Annotated in this window: 14 protein-coding genes and 1 other RNA gene; 6 read left to right on the forward strand and 9 right to left on the reverse strand. The window is 53.7% G+C overall.

Annotated features, from left to right (window positions below; genetic code table 11):
* Window positions 1-3: 3 nt before the first annotated feature.
* From IJT02_07005 to smpB, 8 genes are all read right to left on the reverse strand, one after another.
* Entirely contained in the window at window positions 4-765 is a 762-nt protein-coding gene (locus IJT02_07005; protein MBQ7544677.1) for a hypothetical protein, read from the reverse strand.
* Window positions 762-1,364: a methionine synthase gene (locus tag IJT02_07010; GenBank protein MBQ7544678.1), complete on the reverse strand. Its 603-nt coding sequence runs from the start codon at window positions 1,362-1,364 to the stop codon at window positions 762-764. Before IJT02_07010 ends, IJT02_07005 begins: the two co-directional genes overlap by 4 nt.
* Window positions 1,342-2,229 carry a methylenetetrahydrofolate reductase [NAD(P)H] gene (gene metF, locus IJT02_07015; protein ID MBQ7544679.1) on the reverse strand — a complete coding sequence of 296 codons (888 nt, stop codon included), beginning with the start codon at window positions 2,227-2,229 and terminating at the stop codon, window positions 1,342-1,344. The genes IJT02_07010 and metF overlap by 23 nt, the downstream gene beginning before the upstream one ends.
* A 2-nt stretch (window positions 2,230-2,231) precedes the next feature.
* Window positions 2,232-3,113 carry a hypothetical protein gene (locus tag IJT02_07020; GenBank protein ID MBQ7544680.1) on the reverse strand — a complete coding sequence of 294 codons (882 nt, stop codon included), beginning with the start codon at window positions 3,111-3,113 and terminating at the stop codon, window positions 2,232-2,234.
* Complete coding sequence (locus IJT02_07025; GenBank protein ID MBQ7544681.1) at window positions 3,110-3,523, reverse strand: adenosylmethionine decarboxylase; 414 nt, start codon at window positions 3,521-3,523, stop codon at window positions 3,110-3,112. Before IJT02_07025 ends, IJT02_07020 begins: the two co-directional genes overlap by 4 nt.
* 126 nt (window positions 3,524-3,649) lie before the next feature.
* Window positions 3,650-8,446 (reverse strand): hypothetical protein, encoded by a 4,797-nt coding sequence (locus IJT02_07030; protein ID MBQ7544682.1) that lies wholly within the window; start codon window positions 8,444-8,446, stop codon window positions 3,650-3,652.
* A 103-nt stretch (window positions 8,447-8,549) separates the two neighbouring features.
* Window positions 8,550-8,906: a transfer-messenger RNA gene (gene ssrA, locus IJT02_07035) on the reverse strand.
* A 3-nt stretch (window positions 8,907-8,909) separates the two neighbouring features.
* Window positions 8,910-9,395 carry an SsrA-binding protein SmpB gene (gene smpB, locus IJT02_07040; GenBank protein MBQ7544683.1) on the reverse strand — a complete coding sequence of 162 codons (486 nt, stop codon included), beginning with the start codon at window positions 9,393-9,395 and terminating at the stop codon, window positions 8,910-8,912.
* Window positions 9,396-9,516: 121 nt separating this feature from the next.
* On the opposite strand from smpB, the gene IJT02_07045 reads away from it, so the two are divergent.
* Window positions 9,517-10,290 (forward strand): DUF1311 domain-containing protein, encoded by a 774-nt coding sequence (locus IJT02_07045; protein MBQ7544684.1) that lies wholly within the window; start codon window positions 9,517-9,519, stop codon window positions 10,288-10,290.
* A gap of 10 nt (window positions 10,291-10,300) precedes the next feature.
* The gene (locus tag IJT02_07050) at window positions 10,301-11,674 is read left to right on the forward strand and encodes an MATE family efflux transporter (protein MBQ7544685.1); all 1,374 of its coding nucleotides are present in this window, start codon (window positions 10,301-10,303) and stop codon (window positions 11,672-11,674) included.
* A gap of 27 nt (window positions 11,675-11,701) precedes the next feature.
* Here the strand turns inward: IJT02_07050 and IJT02_07055 are convergent, their stop codons facing one another.
* Window positions 11,702-12,076 carry a thioredoxin family protein gene (locus IJT02_07055; GenBank protein MBQ7544686.1) on the reverse strand — a complete coding sequence of 125 codons (375 nt, stop codon included), beginning with the start codon at window positions 12,074-12,076 and terminating at the stop codon, window positions 11,702-11,704.
* Window positions 12,077-12,108: 32 nt separating this feature from the next.
* Between IJT02_07055 and trxB the strand changes: the two genes are divergently transcribed.
* From trxB to thrS, 4 genes are all read left to right on the forward strand, one after another.
* Entirely contained in the window at window positions 12,109-13,032 is a 924-nt protein-coding gene (trxB, locus tag IJT02_07060; GenBank protein ID MBQ7544687.1) for a thioredoxin-disulfide reductase, read from the forward strand.
* Window positions 13,033-13,189: 157 nt separating this feature from the next.
* Complete coding sequence (locus tag IJT02_07065) at window positions 13,190-13,357, forward strand: hypothetical protein (protein ID MBQ7544688.1); 168 nt, start codon at window positions 13,190-13,192, stop codon at window positions 13,355-13,357.
* Between the two features lie 19 nt (window positions 13,358-13,376).
* The gene (locus IJT02_07070) at window positions 13,377-13,829 is read left to right on the forward strand and encodes a hypothetical protein (protein ID MBQ7544689.1); all 453 of its coding nucleotides are present in this window, start codon (window positions 13,377-13,379) and stop codon (window positions 13,827-13,829) included.
* Complete coding sequence (thrS, locus tag IJT02_07075) at window positions 13,754-15,475, forward strand: threonine--tRNA ligase (GenBank protein ID MBQ7544690.1); 1,722 nt, start codon at window positions 13,754-13,756, stop codon at window positions 15,473-15,475. The genes IJT02_07070 and thrS overlap by 76 nt, the downstream gene beginning before the upstream one ends.
* Window positions 15,476-15,502: the final 27 nt, after the last annotated feature.

Here is a 15,502-nt window from a genome sequence, read left to right on the forward strand (position 1 = left end):
CCTCTATAACGTTTCGTTAATGCAGTCAGTTATGGTATTAAGATTTCCTCTAGGACTATCTTCGTTGGGGTCGCCTTTGTGTCCAAGCAGAGCTTTGACCAGATAGGTATAGACACTCGCTACGCAGTCGTCATCTTCCATGCATACTTCAATAACTTTACCAAGTTGGTGGTTTGCTCGTACTGCCATGTCCCTGACCTCATCTAATGCTTTGCGGAATTTTTCGTTCTGCTGTTCAAGCAGGGCTTCATATTTTTTCGCTGCCTCTGCGTAATCATCCCCCCTCTTCTTGAGACTATCATACTTTTTCTGCAAGTCATCGCGTTCACGTGTGAGACTGCTCACTGTGCCACGCAAGTCATCGTGTTCACTTGTGAGACTGCTGACCTTGCCCCGCAACTCCTCCAGCTCATGAAGGCCGTTCTCCCTCACGTACTCCCAGAACTTCCTGCGCTCGTCAAGATAATCATAGAACTCAAGCTCCGCGTCAATCTCTCCTGTGTCTGCCTCAGCGTAGAATATCCTCATCAGCCCCTCAAGAATTTCACGCGCCTTCGTCTTCCCGGACTCCTTGAGTGCCCTGACCGCCTCTAGTTCCTCCTTGTAGCGTCGGCAATCGAGCCACCGTTCAAGCGTCCCGCTACCGAAATTCTCCAGAACATCCTCAACAAAGAAGTTCTCCCTCAAATCCTCAATCGTCCTGATTCGAATTTCCCCGCAGTTGAACATCATGTTGAACTTCAGCTTTGAGTAAGCAATCTTCATCGTCCCGCCTCCTTGAAGAATAACCCTATTATAGCCGTGATTGACTTCACCGGCGACATCATCAGCGACCGTGTTACACTCAGTCCTATCCGCTTCGTAGCATCAAGCACCGCTATTATCTCCTCCGTTACGTCCATGCTCAAGTCCCCGTAGCCCGGGCTGAACCGCGACGTGAGATGTTCTCCCTCCTGCAGTGAAGGCACAATCTCTCTCCTGGTTGCTTCATCAGCGAACTCGTCAACCATCACCGACGCACACGCATCCAGCGCAAGTCCGTCGAGCATGTTTCTCCGCTGTTCAAGGGCTATCTGTCTGTCGGTCTCGTGGCCAAGTGTCGCCGCCAAGAGGTAGCACTCACTGCTTCTGGAGGTCAGGCGGGCAATGTTCCTGCTGTATATCTTTCCGCCTTCAAGCTCTATTCCGCCGTCAAAGTGTTCAATGCGAAATCTGCCCCACACTATACGCGGAGTGATTACCACCTCAAGTCGTGTGAATGCTTCGCGGACTGTTCGCACAAGTTCTTCACTCCGGCCCTCTGGCGGAACACGCATATAGCGCAGGGCATCAATGATATTCTTATCCGTTGGAGCGGACTTCATAACGCTTCACGTACAGTATCGAGCGTATTCCCGCGTCAATCCTCCTGACTGTGTCGGCCTGGTTCATCGTGTACAGGTGAATACCCTCAACACCCCGCGCCAGCAGGTCAATAATCTGTTCTGTTGCGTAGGCTATTCCGGCTTCCTTGACTGCTCCCTGATGATGGCCGTACGCCTCGACGAACCTGCGCACCCTCTCAGGCACAGAAGCTCCGCACATCTCTACGACCTTCGGAATCTGCGCGGCGGCAGTGATGGGCATTACTCCGGCAATTATGGGCTGGGTTATTCCCATGCTGCGGACTTTCTGCTTCCACTCGAAGAAAGCATCATTGTCGAAGAACAGCTGGGAGATTAACGCCTTTACCCCCAAATCACACTTCTCCTTGAGGTGCGCAAGGTCTTCCTCCATCGACGGGGCTTCGGGGTGCTTCTCGGGGTAACACGCCGCGAAAATGTCGAAGTCGTCGCCGTACTCCTCGTGAATGAACCTGATTAACTCGCTGGCATAGTGGAAATCTCCCAAGTCCGATTTGTCCTTGAGGTCTCCGCGAAGCGCAAGGACGTTCCTCACGCCGTTAGCCCTCAGCTCGTCGAGGATGGCTTTCAGCTCAGCCTTCGTCGTCCCGACGCACGTAAGGTGAGCGACTCCGTTCGTGTTGTACCTGTTCTGAATGCCTGAAGCAATCTCTACAGTGTTGTCCCTGCTTGAACCGCCCGCGCCGTAAGTTACGCTGATTAAGTCGGGGTTGAAGCTCGCGAGGCTGTCTATCACTCCGTAAGTGCCTTCGGTGCTCTTGTTGCCCTTCGGCGGGAAAATCTCGAACGTGTAGCTTGGTCTCGGGTGGTCAAAAAAGTTCTCCATGATTAATCTCCTTTCACTTGCGACAACAGCCATTCTCTGGCCGTCTGCATTCTGTACGCGTAATCAAATGATGTCATGTGCTCTGAGTATTTCTCTGCCCCCGCGCCGTCAGGAAGTGTTGTGCCCGCCGTGAAGGTGATGAAGCTCTGGGGCTGTCCGGCCGGAATGGTGATGCCGGGATTCTGCGCGTCAATGTTCCTGTACCACACGAAAGGCAGTCCCTCATTCGTGAACATGTCTATAACTTCCTGCTGTCCCTTAGAGGCCTTGTCATCACCCAGCGACGCGACGTAGATGAACTTCTGCTCACGAAGCCCCTGCAGCACTGAGATGTCCCACTGCCCCGACACGAACAGGCACGCCGTGAACAGGCCGGGATTCTGCGCGGAGAGTATCAGGCTCGTCATGCATCCCATCGACTGCCCGGTAGCGTACACTCTTGAAGGGTCAATGCTGTAATTCCCGACTGCCCAGCGCACGAAGCGTTCAGTCAGCTTAACGTAATCGGTAACCGTAAGCCCGTTGTGGTCATCGAGTATCATTTCAGGGTACGTCGGAACAATCACGATGCAGTCGTCAGGCCAGACTAGCGCACCGTAACCCTGTGTGAGGGAGTATGAAGGGTCTTTACCCGCCGCGCTCGCGTCTGCGATGAAGAACACTGCAGGAAGTTTGCCGTCCTCGTCAGGAATGTAGATGTTGTACTGTATCGCCAGCCCCGTAATGTCATCGCTGAAGGTCTTAACGGTGAACTTGGCCGCCTTCTCAGCAATGAGGGACTGCAGGACTTCATCACCTGACTTGTCGAGGTGGAACATTCCCGCCGCAAAAGCACCGAACGGCAGAACCAGAACCATAACCAGCGCAAAGATTACCTGCTTCATTTCTTGAGACCCTCCTGCCTGTCTTCTTCCCACGTTATGAACGAGTGATAGTACTTCTGGTCGTCATCGTCAAGCCCGCGTGTGATTTCCGTTACGTGGATGTGTGAGGCCTTGACCTGCTCGAGCACATAGTCAACGGCTATCATGGGTTCAGTGTGCGCGCCGCAGGTGTAGATGTCGAGAGCCATATAGTTCACTTCCGGCCAAGTGTGGCACGACAAGTGAGACTCGCTGATTACGACAACTCCGCTGACTCCGTTTGGGGGAAACTTGTTGAAGGATACTGACCAGACTTGAGCATGTGCTCTGTTTGCTGCTTCTACGAGGATGTCCTGCAGCTTGGATACGTTAGTGATAGTGTCATCACAGCCTGAAACCTCGACGATGTAGTGAACACCTTTTGGGGACAATTTAGAATCTCAGCCTCCCTAAGTAATGAATGATATAGCCTGAAATTGTATCACACTGACTGCACAAAAAAGAGCGTCTCCCGACGATTCTGGGAAACGCCCCTGCATCATTCACACGGTTCTACGTTAAAGGCTGAGTAGTGCAAGAAGCAGCATGATTATGCTCCACCCGGCATTACAGCCGCCCGACGAAGGAGCTATATTCCCGCTGTCGTTCCCGTCTGTGCTGCCGTCTCCTGCTGTGCTGAACTTCAGGACTCCCGCGTCCGTCCACACATCATCATCGTCATCATAGGAGAGTTTCTGAACGGTTATCTCATAGACTCCCTTCGGCGTGTAACCTGCTATCGAGCTGACCGTTATTATCGCAATACGGCCATAGTCGCTCGGCGCACCTTCGTCCTCGCTGACGGTGCTGACGGCCTCAAGGGCGATGTCGAGATAATCCCTGTCATCCTCCTCGCCGTCGTCTCCGTCTGACGCTGAGACTGCACCGTTGAGCTTCACGCTTGAAATCTTCCAGAAGACATTTTCGTCTGCGCTGAGCACGTAAGTTCCGCTTGTCGCGCTCGACACGAGATAACCCGCAAGCTCCTCAAGCGTGAATGCAGGATCTTCGCCGGCGTAAAATTCCTCCGCCGCAGCTTCAAGGTCCTCTTCGGTCAGGGCTATTATTCCGAACGTCATATAATCAGCTACAGCCTCTATCTCATCCGCTGAAGCCAGAAGCTCCGACGGCGAGACGTTGAACGTAACCTGATTCTGTCCGTTGAGCAGAGCAATATCTTCGAGCATGAACACATCCTCAATATCGCTGGACTCAAGCTCGCTAAGGTCAACAATGGTGTTGATGCTTGCGTTCGGCAGCTTCTGCTTCCCTGAAGGCGTTAATACATATCCCACAAAGAACGAATAGGGGACTTCTTGGCCGGAATAGTTGAAGTTCGCCGTCATCGGAACAAACGAGTCATCGCTGTGCGAGATGATGTATTCCGCAATGTCGGTTATCGCATTGCCGTCGCCGTCCGTGAAGGACAACGGATTAAGCTGAATTTCATCAGCGGCAGCACGGAAACCTGCTTCCTTCACAGTCATAACTCCGCTGGCGGATACCCTGATATCGTCCTTGTTGTAGGCGTTGAACGGGTAGAAGCCCGTGTTGTTCCCGCCCCAGTCGCTTATCCGGCCGTCCGCTCCGTAACGTGCCTCGTGAACTTCGTCGAGCGCGTTGTCCGGGTCAATCTCCACGTAGAAATAGTACTGCTTGCCGGGTGTTAGGTTCGGTGTCCAGCTGAATACCGCCGTGCCCTTGTTGTTGTTGCTGTCGTTCTTCCATCCGCCGAGCGTCATCGGAACTGTCGCAATCGTAGTCCTCTGTGCTGTCGGTGAATTATCTGTCGTCCATGAGAGCCGGACATTGAAGCTCCCCGTGTCCTTGAAACTCGCGTTGTACAGAGGCACACGGATTTCATAATTCAGCCCGTTCAAGAGCTTGTTATCCGAGTAGTACGCAAAGTCAGGAACGTAGAACCTTATTCCTCTTATCTTCATTGCTGACTTGTCGTAGGTGTTGGCTCTGAAAGTCATACCGTCCTTCAGGAATTTCTGCGGAAGAAGCAGCGCAGGGTCTGGCTTCTGCTGGTAGATGCTCGACGGTTCCCACAGCCGGGCGTGGTTGGTGCTCGAGAGTTCTACTGCCGTCGCAAGCGTCATTGCTCCTTCTTTCGCGACGAAGGGCTGCATCTTCACCGTGTGATCCGCAGCCTGCATGGCCGTAAGCGTTGAGCTGCCCTGCAGGCTGTAGCTGATGCGTTCGGTCTTGCTGTACTCCTTCGAGAACGTTTTAGGGTTGTCCGAATCAGGCATCGTCAAGCCTTTGGCTTTGTCCCCGTTAAAGAGCCTGTCAAAGAATCCTACAGTTGCAGTGAACCCGCTCGGAGTTACGTTCTTTTCGGCGTGCTGCATATTGCTGGTCGCCTTCGTGAATGTTATTCCCGTGTTGTCCATCACGCTGCTGAACTCCCACGTGTCCTCGTCAGCAAGAATACCCGCATCGTTGTAGCCTTCGACATCCGCAATCTGGGACGGGTACGAGAAGAAGTTACCTTCCTCATGAAGCGGCTGGTACATGGAATCAGTTACCGAGCTTGACGTGTGAAGCGGTGAGTTCTCGCTCATCGTGAACGTCAGGTAAAGTTCTTTGTCGCCCTGCACACTGCTGGGATTGTCGATAGGTGTCGAGTCAACTCTCGGCCCCCAAGCCAGCCACATCGGGATCGGCCTCGTCATAACAGGATAACGCCATATATGCCGTGCCGTGTCGGTGTACAGAATGGCATCGTGTGTCGTCGCCGTAATGTTCTTGTCGATAGTAGTCGTCGATGTTTCAGTGTTGGTGCGCTGGTCAACCGAGTCCACCTTGTCCGTGAAGAAGTCTATCATGTCAGTAAGCCCTTCTGTCGGGTTTGTGGGTCTCCATACCGATCTTTGCCTAGCCTCCGGGCTCATTCCTTCAACGTACGACTCGAACGCTATACCGCCTATCGCAGACGCAAACGCTGTCAGACCTTTTACTGTCCCGAGTGTTCCCTGTACGTTCTGGTCTGTCCCGGTGGGGTCAGCCGCAAACATTGTTTCAACCGACTGGCTCAAGTCCTGCTTCACGGTGTTCGTCGTGGAATCGGTGGTGGATCTTCCGTATGAAACAGTCATATCTCCGCCGTTCATAAATTCGCTGTACGTGAAGTTTACAGGCTCGCCGCCGGTGAGGTCTGAACCGTCCGCGCTGACTGTGTCGACGTGATAAGGGATTGCGTTAAGAGCCGCGATGTAGCTTCTGTTAGACTTCTTCCGCAGGTGCACGGGCTTGTCGAGTTCAACGCCCTCGCCTACGAGGTCAACGGCCACAAGTCCGCGAAACGTCTCCTGTCCGCTCGCACTGGAATTAGCTTTATCCTTCATCGCGAGCTTTCCGTCCTCGAAACCGTCAAACTGTTTAGCGGCGTTGACTTTCGACTTGAAGACTGTTACGCAGTCGTTGCCGTCCCTGTCCCTCCAAGCCACCGCAATATCATCAACCGTCCTGAACGTTCCCAGTCTGCCGGTGAAAGGCCCTGCCGCTATCGAGAACATGCGCGGAGCATACATGTATCTTACGCTGTCGGGGCTTGTCCCCTCGTTCTTGTTTTGGCCTTTGTGTACTGAGTCGTAGTAGATGTACCGCCACTCTAGGAAAGGTTTATCGCCGAGAAGTTTTGTGTTCTTGTCCTGAGCAAGGGTGTACAGAGTACCGTAATTGTAGTTGTTCTCGCCGCTTTCACCCCCGCCCTTCACGTGAGAGTCATCATGAACGGGCTTTGTCGAACCTCTGTTGAATGTCCAGACCGCAAGATGAGGGTAAGCGTAAAAATCGTCCAACCTCAAGCTGTAGGCCTTAATCTTTGCGTCCCATTGCTTATGGTGAACATATCCGAGCAGAAGGGTAGCAATTTCTGACTTGCCGTCGCCGTCGAGGTCTGCCGCAGCTGCCCTCAGCCCTACAACTCCTGAAACCCACGCTTCGGGAAGGAGATCGAATGCGCCGTCTTTAAGTCTCTCGTAGTGGTAGTCCTTCGCTGTCTCTGCGTAGTCGAAGTAGCGTCTGTTTGCGTTCCAAGAATAGACCCTGCAGTTTATGTCGCCGACCATCGGGCCGCTACGCCAGCCTTTATCGTTTTTGAGTGCGGTTGCATAGCTCGGCCTCTTGTAGAGTACGGCGATCTCGTCCCTGCCGTCCCCGTCAAAATCTCCTGCGGTCATGTCCGCTACCGGCTGTTCCTCCAAATAATTCATCCACAAGGTGGAGGAGTAAACCTGCATTCCGCTCGCATCGCCCAGAGACATCAGCGACAGTTTCTCGTCCGAGAAATTCAGTCTGTAGACGAAAAGCCTGATTTCCTCGCGCGAGTGAATCATCAGGGCTAATTCGTTGTTGTATTTGTCGCCGTCAAAATCTCCGACCGCTATTGATACGATGTACGGCTTCTTCCTGAAAGGAGTTGTCTGCGTCAGGGCGGTCAAAGGCTCCTGCGTCATCGTGCCGTTACCGTCAGCATTTAGGGCGAAAAACTCGAGGCGCACTTCCTGTTTATCTTGGGGATTCACCTCGTGTCTATACTCAGTACCTACCAAAAACGCAGACTCGTAGCCCGATTTTATGTCCACCCTTGTCAACCCCGAAGCGGCAACGAAAACTTCACGGTCATACCCCTTGACAGACATAACTCCCGTTCCGTACACCTCGCTGATTAGGTTTTCAGCATTTGAGAACGCCGGCGATGTATATGTGCCGAAGTCCGAAATGTTGACCAGATTCACGAGCCCTGTAGGTGTGCTTTCGGTTGAGTTCTCGCTTCTGGTGCTGGAAAGGGTCTTGAAGTAATACTTGAGGCTGCCGTTCGGGGCTATGTTGTGGAACATCAACGCCCTTTTGCCGTTGTAGAGTTTGCGGGACACGGCAGGGCGGAAGAACTTAGGCTCGCCTTCATACACAGGCACACGAACAGTCTCGTTGGGAACTAGATTGCCCATCAAGCCATCGAGATACCTTTTCTTCTCTTCATACTTGCCGACGGCTGGGTCTGAAGTTGGGTATGTCGTGAAAATCTTCCGCGCGTCAGAGGCTGAAGCGTCCGTCCCGAACACTGAGGCGTACACGTCGACGTAGGTGTTGTCCTGGAAATCTCCGCCCCTTAGGGTGATTAGCCCCTTCTTGGGGATTGAGAGTTCTCCCCTGTTGACCTCTTTGACCACGTCGTCAACGCTTCCGAGAGATTTGCCGTTGATCGTCTGCGCTGATTCAGCAGTGCCCCCCCCCCCACCCGTAAGTAATACTACTGACAGGAGGAAGGCCAGTAACGCAAAAGCTAGCTTGACCTGCTTCATGAAACATAAACCTCCAGTAAGAGAAATTTCTGGTAATTATACACTTGCAAGAAAAAGCGTCCCTCGCTGAATCTCGAGAAACGCTCTGTCTTTTCTGATGAAATGGTGGAGGCGGGGAGATTTGAACTCCCGTCCGACGCGGGCCAATCGTGATGGCTGCTACAGGCTTATTCCCTGTTGATTGTCGTCCTCGTCAGGTCAGGGACAACCTTTCGGAGTTCCAAGAGTCTTACGGGTCTATCACCTTGCCGGACTCTCTACAAGGTGGGGAGCTGACTTTCATGACACCTTCGGTGAACCGTCAGCGGTGTCCATCCGTCGGCGTGGCTGGCAACTAGGCCGCCAGTGCGAAATTATCTTCGACTTTTATTGTTTTGTCCTAAGTTTTACGGGTGATTATAGACTTTCCCCGGCCTGCTCCTTCAGATCCTCCTTCGCGCCGTCGAAACCTGTCGCCCCCTCGTTAATCTTCGTCGTAGCTTCCTTTGCCCCTCACTGCACGGGCAATGCTCCTCTTCGCATCTCTGTCCGCGATCATGTCGCGCTTGTCGTGGGTTGTTCTGCCCTTGGCGAGGCCCAGTTCAACCTTCGCGCGCCGTCCGTCCTTGATGTACACACTCAACGGAACGAGGGTCAAGCCTTTCTCGCGGAGCTTGCTGTTGAGGCGGATAATCTCCTGCCTGTGCATCAGCAGCTTGCGGGGACGTTCGGGCTCGTGGTTGTAGTAAGTGCCCTTCTCGTAGGGTGAGATGTGTACCCCGAACAGCCAGAGTTCAGCATTCTCGATGGAAGCATAAGAATCCTTCAGGTTAAGGTGTCCGCTTCGGACGCTCTTAATCTCTGTGCCGGTCAGGACTATTCCGCACTCGAAGCTGTCGAGGATGAAGTAGTCATGTCTGGCTTTGCGGTTCTGTGCTACTGTTTTATCTCTGCTGTTCGTCTTGGACATGTACGAAATTTTACACGAAATCCTGTTTTCCGCAAGTAAACCTGTGGTTTAATCCGTGTTTCTCTCCGTGAATCTCTGCTATCATAAATAAATCATAATCCCATGAGGAGGAGTATTTATCATGAAACGTCTATTAGCCGCAGTCCTCGTACTGCTTCTGTCCGTTCCGTCGTTCGCACTGAGCGATGCCGAGTATCTCAGGATGCGCAAGAGCAGTGCGGATTTCGCCAGAGCCGACAAGAGACTCTCGACAGTCTGGACGAACCTCAAGAAGTCTTTACCCAAGAGCGTCTTCACGCGTCTTCAGGCAGAACAGCGCGAGTGGATCGCCTCAGGCCGCGACGAAGCCGCAGAAGCCTACATCGCTGACGGTTATTCGCGCATGGAGGCCTACACGATGGCCACGAACGACCGCGCCGATGCTTTGCCCGGAATCGCTCAGGCTCTCCGCAAAGGCACAAGCACAACCCCTTCACGCCCTAAGCCTGCCACAAAACCGGCGAGAAGGCCAGCACCTAAGCCAGACCCCGAACCCGAGCCAGAGCCAGAACCAGAGCCTGAACCTGAACCAGAGCCCCAGCCCCTCGACGAAGGCCCGGTAGTCCCGGAAGGTGAGTACAACGGCAAAGAGGCATTCTTTACGGTGAAGATTCTTGACCGTTCAACGCAGGAAGCAGAGGTTACGTTCAGCAGGTGGAAGGACGAAGTCAGCTGGACATCGCGCGGATGGATTGAGGACAACACCCTCGAGCTCTCAGACTCGAACTACAGCCGGTGCGTCGCAACGATAACCTTCACCAGCGGGAAAGCAACTGTAACCGTGAGCGACTCTGAGGACTGGGCGGAAGCGACAGCAGAAGACTTTGTGATGGCGGGAACGTACACAAAGCAGTAGCTCCCTAGTCATGAAGCACGAAAACAACCGCGAAATCTTTGAGGCTTGGCCGATCCCGAAGGCTCTCACTGAGTTAGCCCTCCCGATGATATTCGGCCAGCTAATTATTCTCGTCTACAACCTCGCTGATACCTTCTTCATCGGCCGAACCAATAATCCCCTGATGGTCGCTGGTGTCTCGTTGCTCCTGCCCGTCTTCAACATCTCCATAACCTTCGCGAATCTCTTCGGCATCGGAGGAGGCACGCTGATTTCCCGCCTCATGGGTGCGCACCGTGAGGGCGAGGCCAAGACCGTTTCAGCCTTCAGCTTCTACATGACGATACTCTCCGCCGGAGCTTTCGCACTCTCGATGTTTGCGTTTATGGAGCCGGTGCTCCGTCTTCTGGGCGCGAGCAATGACACGATGCCTTTCGCGAAACAGTACACCTTCTGCGTCATCGTGATTGGTGCAGTCCCGACAATCCTGTCGATGACACTCAGCAACTTTCTGCGCAGTACAGGTTACGCGAAACAGGCGGGCTTCGGTGTCTCGATGGGAGGCTTAATCAACATCGGCCTTGACCCGCTGTTCATGTTCGTGCTCCTGCCGAAGGGCTACGAGGTCTTAGGTGCGGGGATTGCTACAATGCTGTCGAACGTCATAATCTGCACGTATTTCCTCGTGGTCATTCTGCGGCTCAAGGGGAGCATTCTTTCACTCTCAATCCGCAACTTCATGCCTTCCCGCGCAAACGTTGCCTCAATCTTCGCCGTCGGTGTTCCCGCCGCAATCTCGGTAACACTCTTCGACATCACATATATCATCATCGACAAGCTGGCCTCAGGTTACGGAGATATTCCGCTGGCCGCCATAGGAATCGTCCTCAAAGCAGAAAGGTTACCCCTCAACGTCGGAATAGGCCTGTGTCAGGGAATGATGCCGCTTGTGGGCTACAACTACTCCGCGCGCAACTTCAAGAGAATGCGTGAGGCCGTGAACTTCTCGCGGATTGTCGGGCTGGTGATCGGTGTTGTTGCAGTGATTCTGTACGAGGTCTTTGCGGCACAGATCATGAGGGTGTTCATTGCCGACGCGCAGACCGTCGAGCTCGGAACGCACTTTCTGCGGGCACGCGTGCTGGCTACTCCGTTCATGTTCCTGTGCTTCCACCTCGTGAACTTCTTTCAGGCTGTCGGGCACGGCGGAAAAGCTCTCGCGCTTGGTACGGCAAGGTGGGTTGTGTTCAACATTCCGCTTCTGTTTGTGATGAGGGCAATCTTCGGGATGTACGGCATTGTTTGGACGCAGGTCGTCGCTGACGTGATGATGACGGTTGTGTCGCTTGCGGTGTACTGGAACTTCGAGCGCGGCATAACGAAGAATTTACAGCCTGAGGGATAAAATCAGTCTCACAGGCTGTTCACTCTGCTACATTAACTCCTCTATCTTGGCCGTAACCGCCTCAATAGCCGTGTTCTTGCCGGTGAGGCGCGCAACTTCCTTCCCGTCCTTGTAGAACAGGAACGTCGGCAAAGACATTACCCGCAACGAGACGGCCGCCCTTCTGTTCTTTGATGTGTCGACCGAACAGAATTTCACCCGGCCTATGTACTTTGGGTTGTCCGCAAGAGCGTGGTACTTGGGCATCATGGCCATGCACGGCCCGCAGCCAGGCCCCCAGAAATCCATAACCGCAGGAAGTTCGCTCTTCAGGAACTCAGCTTCCAGATTGTCCCTGCTTATCTCGATTACCGACAACAGAATCACCCTCCGTGAATTTGTGAATGCGCAACATGGTATCATATTTTCCACCCAAAGAACGGAGGCTGAAAATTATGGAGAAGCGTGAACTGGTTATCATCGGAGCTGGTCCGGCAGGGATGTCGGCGGCAGTCTACGGAAAACGTGCTGGGCTTGATGTCCTTGTGCTCGAGCGCGGGGCGACAGGCGGGCAGATCAACAACACCGACGAGGTCGAGAACTATCCATGCGTTGAGCACGCCACCGGCCCGGAACTCGGCGACATGTTCAAGGCACACGCGCTGAAGTTCGGTGCGGAGATAAGGCTCGTCGACAACAGCAGGGTTGAGCTCAGGGACGGCAGAAAGATAGTCCTCACGACGAAGGGCGGCGAGGCGAACGAGATCGAGGCAAACGCGGTCATCGTGGCAACGGGAGCACACTTCAAGCGTCTGGGCTGCGAGGGAGAAGCAGAACACATCGGGCAGGGCGTGAGCTTCTGCGCTGTGTGCGACGCGATGTTCTACGAAGACCTTGAAGTCGCAGTAGTCGGCGGAGGGAACACGGCAGTAGAGGAAGCGTGCTACCTCACAAAATTTGCGTCGAAAGTGTACCTGATTCACAGGAGGGATGAGTTCCGCGCGGACAGGTCAGCAGTAGCTAAGGCACTCGCCAACCCGAAGATTGAGCCCGTCTACAGCACGGTTGTCGAGAAGATAGAGGGTAATGGCATGGTGGAGAACCTCGTCATCAAGAACGTCAAGACCGGCGAGCTCTCTGACCTTCACGCTGACGGAGTGTTTATGTTCGTGGGACAGGAGCCCGACGCTGAATGCGTGGACGGTATCGTGGACAAGGACAGCGGAGGCTGGATCATCACGAATGAACGCATGGAGACTTCTGCGGAGGGGATCTTTGCGGCGGGGGATGTCAGGAGCAAGTTCCTGCGGCAGGTGATTACTGCGGCGAGCGACGGGGCGATAGCGGCGATGGCGGCGAGTGCGTACATCAGCAAATAGGCACATTTACGCTAGGTGCTGTTTTGTTGGACGGGGAGCTGCAGCGGCGGGGGCTTCCCCGTTTTGTTGCATGGATAATTTGCCGCCGGTTCTATATAATACGTACATTTCAACATTGAAAGTAGCGGCCAAAAAGTTTTGGGGGCTTCGTGAAATCATGAATCAGTACGACTATATTATACTGGTTGATTCGGAAGCCAAGTTCATCAAGAGATGCGATTTTGCGGAACTGTCGGCCTCAATCTGGAACAGTAACTCTATGTTCGCCTCTAACATCTCGTATAACGGTTTCTTTGTGCTCCGCAGATGCTTCCTGACTAGATAACCCGAAGCTGAGGCAGGAGATGGAGAATTACAGGTACAACTTCTGGTTCAACGAGCTTCAGGTCTACAAGTGTTCTTACCTTCCCGGATTCTTCGAATGGCTGGACGGCTTCCCCAAAGAGAAATACCTCAACGAGTGGGCATGTTTTGAGTACTACATATTCTTTGCGTACTTGTGCCTTGAACATGATTTTCACCTTACGAAGTACGGACAGTTTGTATCTCTGGGCGGAATCAACGAGTGCTTGAAGCTGCCTTCAAGATTCTGCGGACAGCAAAGCGGACAGTCAAGAGGATTCTCGGGCGCGGCTGACGAAAACCTCACAGCTTGCAGTGAGAAAGTTTCGGTGTTATCCTTACCCGCAAAATCTCACATTACAGTTAAAGAAGGTATCACATGTCAAAGTTATCACCCGAAGACCTTGAAGTCCTACGCCACAGCACAGCGCACCTTATGGCTCAGGCAATACTGAGGCTCTATCCCGGCTCGCACTTCGGAGTCGGCCCGGCAATCAAGGACGGCTTCTATTATGATGTTGACGTGAACGGCACAATCACTGAGGAAGACCTGCCCAAGATTGAGGCAGAGATGCGCAGGATTGCAGGTAGCGGCGAGAAGATTACGCGCGAAGAGATGACGAAGGCCGAAGCCCTGAAGCTCTTTGCTGATGACCCGTACAAGACGGAACTCATCAACGACATTGAGGCGGAGACCGTAACAGTCTACAGGCAGGGGGAATACGCAGACCTGTGCAGAGGCCCTCACGTCGAGAGCACCGCCAAGCTCCACAACTTCAAGCTGATGAGTGTTGCCGGAGCATACTGGCGCGGAGATGAGCACAACAAGATGCTGACCAGAATCTACGGCACAGCCTTTGGGACACCTGACGAGCTCAAAGAGTACCTCCGCAGGATGGAGGAGGCCAAGCTCAGAGACCACAGGAAGCTGGGCAAAGAGTTAGACCTCTTCAGCCTTCACGAGGAAGGGCCGGGCTTCCCGTTCTTCCACCCGAAGGGCATGGTCATCATGAACACGCTCATAGACTTCTGGAGGCGCGAACACCTCAAGCGCGGCTACCTCGAGATAAAGACACCGCAGATTCTCGACCGCGAATTGTGGATACGTTCGGGGCATTGGGATCACTACAGGGATAACATGTATTTCACGGAGATTGACGAGAAGCCCTACGCCATCAAGCCCATGAACTGTCCGGGAAGTATCCTCGTGTTCAAGACGCAGTTACGGAGCTACAGGGATCTTCCCATGCGCTTGGCCGAACTTGGATGCGTTCACCGCCACGAGAGGAGCGGGGTGCTTCACGGACTTATGCGCGTAAGGTGCTTCACGCAGGACGACTCGCACACGTACATTGAGCACTCGCAGATTAAGGACGAAGTTCTGCGGATAATGGAGCTCGATAAGTACGTGTACACTGACGTTTTCGGCTTCAAGTACACAGTGGAGCTTTCGACGCGCCCGGAGGACTCGATGGGCACGGACGAGCAGTGGGAGACGGCGGAAGCAGCGTTGCGCGAGGCACTAGAGAGCACAGGAACTCCCTACACCATCAATCCCGGCGACGGAGCATTCTACGGGCCGAAGATAGATTTTCACCTCGAGGACTGCATAGGCAGGACGTGGCAGTGCGGGACGATTCAGCTGGACTTCCAGATGCCCGGAAGGTTCGACGTAACTTACATCGGCGAGGACGGAGCAGAACATACGCCCGTGATGCTTCACCGTGTTGTGTTCGGGAGCATTGAACGTTTCATGGGGATACTGATTGAGCATTACGCCGGAGCGTTCCCGTACTGGCTCGCACCCGTGCAGGTGAAGATTATCACCATCTCTGAGGAACACGCAGACTATGCCCGCGAGCTGCAGGATACGTTCATGAAGTGGGGCGTTAGGTCGGAGATTGACGGCAGGAGCGAGAAGCTGGGCAGGAAGATTCGTGATGCACAGCTCCAGAAGATACCGTACATGCTGGTTATCGGCGACAAGGAGAAGGATTCCCACACAGTCGGAGTGCGGAAACGCTCTGAAGGGGACTTGGGGAGCATGAGCCTCGAGGCTTTCAGGGAGCTGCTTAACAAGGAGTTCAACCCTATACGGTAAGAGAGAAAAATTAGAGCTTCCCTGAAA

Source organism: Synergistaceae bacterium (assembly GCA_017450125.1).
Lineage (GTDB): Bacteria > Synergistota > Synergistia > Synergistales > Aminobacteriaceae > JAFUXM01.